The organism is Roseisalinus antarcticus, from assembly GCF_900172355.1.
Taxonomy (GTDB): domain Bacteria; phylum Pseudomonadota; class Alphaproteobacteria; order Rhodobacterales; family Rhodobacteraceae; genus Oceanicola; species Oceanicola antarcticus_A.
This window is the reverse complement of the sequence record NZ_FWFZ01000097.1, coordinates 1-2,698: the sequence shown is the minus strand read 5'-3', so window position 1 is coordinate 2,698 and position 2,698 is coordinate 1. Positions and strand designations below refer to the sequence as shown.

Here is a 2,698-nt window from a genome sequence, read left to right as displayed (position 1 = left end):
TGTGAACAAGCATGCAATTTTGACCCCGTAGCGGGGTGATCGGCGTCCAAAAGTGACCCCCTTGCACTGATTTGGATAATGCCCCCGAGGCTATCGGGGAGCACAGTGTGGGATGTTGGTTGTGGAGACGATTGCGAAGATCCGTCGGGCGTATTTTCAGGACAAGAAGCCGATCAAGCAGATTTGCCGGGAGTTGCGGGTATCGCGGAACACGGTGCGCAAGGTGATCCGATCTGGTGTGACGGAGCTCACCTATGAGCGGACGGTCCAGCCACAGCCGAAGATTGGGCCCTGGAAAGACAATCTCGACGAGATGCTGGCAGTGAACGCGCGCAAGCCCAAGCGCGAGAGGCTGACCCGGATCAGGATCTTCGAGGAACTCAGAGCCCTCGGATATGACGGCGGCTACGATGCTGTCCGGCGCTGCGCGGCCTCATGGTCCAAGGAGGAACAGGAGGCATCGGCCGCTGCCTATGTGCCGCTGACCTTCGATCCCGGTGAGGCCTATCAGTTTGACTGGAGCCATGAGATCGTGGTGATCGATGGCGCGACGACGACAGTGAAGGTGGCGCACGTCCGCCTTTGCCATAGCCGAATGCTGTTCGTGCGAGCCTACCCGCGCGAGGTGAGCCTTTGGAACGCCATTGGTCCGAGAGACAATGGCGAACGGAGATGGTCTTCGACGCCCACGACAAGGCCTTTGCCTTCTTCGGCGGAGCCTGCGCTCGGGGGATTTACGACAGCGAGACCTTGTTCGCCATTGGTCCGAGGACAATGGACGCGAAGACGGCGGTGGATACGATCTTTGTCGGTCGCGACCGCGCCTACAATCGCCGGTTCCAGCAGATGTGCGGGCATTACCTGGTCGATCCCGTCGTCCATTGGGCTCGAACCAATGGCGCCTCAATGAACGGCCCTGCACCCCCGCCTCGGGCTGGGAGAAGGGACAGGTCGAGAACCAGGTCGGCGTTATCCGGCGGCGGTTCTTCGTGCCGCGACCGAAGTTCAAAAGCTATGCCGAACTCAACGCTTGGCTTGAAGACCGGTGCGTCACGCTGGAAGCGTGCCTCCGGCACGACGCCTGGGCCAAGTCCAACCCGCACCCCGAGCTCCGGGATCGGACAACTTGGGAGGTGTTCGAGCAAGAACGCGCCAGCCTGGTGCCGTATGTCGGCCCCTTCAATGGCTTCCACGCGCTGCCTGCCTCGGTGTCCAAGACCTGCCTCGTTCGGTTCGACAAGAACCGCTACTCGGTGGATGGTCGGGCCGTCGGTCGCCCAGTTGAGATCCGTGCTTATGCCGAGCGGGTCGAGTTCTGGCAGGACGGCAAGATTGTGGGGCAGCACGACCGAGGCTTCGGCCGCGACAAGGCGATTTACGACCCGCTGCACTACATCCCTGTTCTGGCTCGCAAACCGGGCGCACTCAGGAATGGCGCGCCCTTCAAGGACTGGGAACTGCCGCCAGCGATCAGGCGTGTGCAGCGCAAGCTTGGCAAGGCGCCGAATGGTGACCGGCCCCCTCTCGGGACATTGCTGCGCAATGCCCTGCCGGGCAGTGGATGGTCCAGATCCTGAGCATGATCCCAACCGATGGGGTGGATGCAGTGGAGGCTGCCTGTGCCGAAGCGCTTAACGAAGGAGCCCCCGCCGCCTCGGTCGTCATCAATATCCTGGCCCGGCATCGTGAGCCGCCGCCGCCGCTGACCATCGATACGCCGGACGCGTTGCGGCTGACCTGCGAGCCCGTGGCCGACTGCAAACGCTATGACAGCCTAAGGAGACCCAACCATGGAAAGATCACAGGTGCTGGACGCGATGAGCCAGCTGAAGCTCTACGGCATGAAGGCCGCCTACGATGAGATCATCACCACAGCGGTGAAGCGCCAGCACGAACCGCAACAGATCGTCCACTGCCCGGCAGGCGCATCGCAACGCGATGCTGCCGAGAGGGGGCGACCTGCTGAGCGCCGAGATCAGCGAGAAGCAGGCGCGCTCGATCAAATACCAGATGACGATTGCCAAGCTGCCACTGGCCAAGGAGGTCGATGAGTTCAGCTTCGAGAACACGCCGGTCAACGAGACGCTGGTGCGCGATCTGGCCTCCGGAGAGTTCCTTGAGCATCAACGCAACGTCGTGCTGATCGGCGGCACCGGGACCGGCAAATCCCATCTTGCCGTGAGCATCGCCAGGGCCTGCATCCGCCGCGGCAAGCGCGGCCGCTTCTTCAACGTCGTCGACCTCGTGAACAAACTCGACGCCGAAGCCCGCGCTGATCGCCAGGGGCGCACTGCGGATCTCTTGTGCCGCCTCGACTTCCTGATCCTCGACGAGCTCGGCTATCTCCCCTTCGCACAGACCGGCGGCCAGCTGCTGTTCCACCTCGTCAGTCGCCTCTACGAGCGCACGTCCATCATCGTGACGACCAACCTCGACTTCGGTGAGTGGCCATCGGTCTTCGGAGACGCCAAGATGACGACAGCGCTACTCGATCGCCTTACCCACCACTGCGACATCGTCGAAACCGGCAACGAGAGCTGGCGCTTCAAGACCCGCGAATGACCCAAACCCCGCTGGCCCGATACGGCTGCGCTGTATGAGGGCTACACCGCATCGGGCCAACTACCCGAGCGCTCCGAGGGGGTCATTTTTGGATGCCGATAGGGGGTCAAGATTGCCTGCCGATTGACAGTCGTGG

General features: G+C 62.4%; 2 pseudogenes. Both read left to right on the top strand.

Annotation, left to right across the window (positions count from 1 at the left end):
• Window positions 1-112: 112 nt before the first annotated feature.
• Window positions 113-1,861: pseudogene (gene istA, locus ROA7023_RS23260) on the top strand (IS21 family transposase).
• Window positions 1,791-2,562, top strand: a pseudogene (gene istB, locus ROA7023_RS23255) (IS21-like element helper ATPase IstB). The pseudogenes istA and istB overlap by 71 nt, the downstream one beginning before the upstream one ends.
• Window positions 2,563-2,698: the final 136 nt, after the last annotated feature.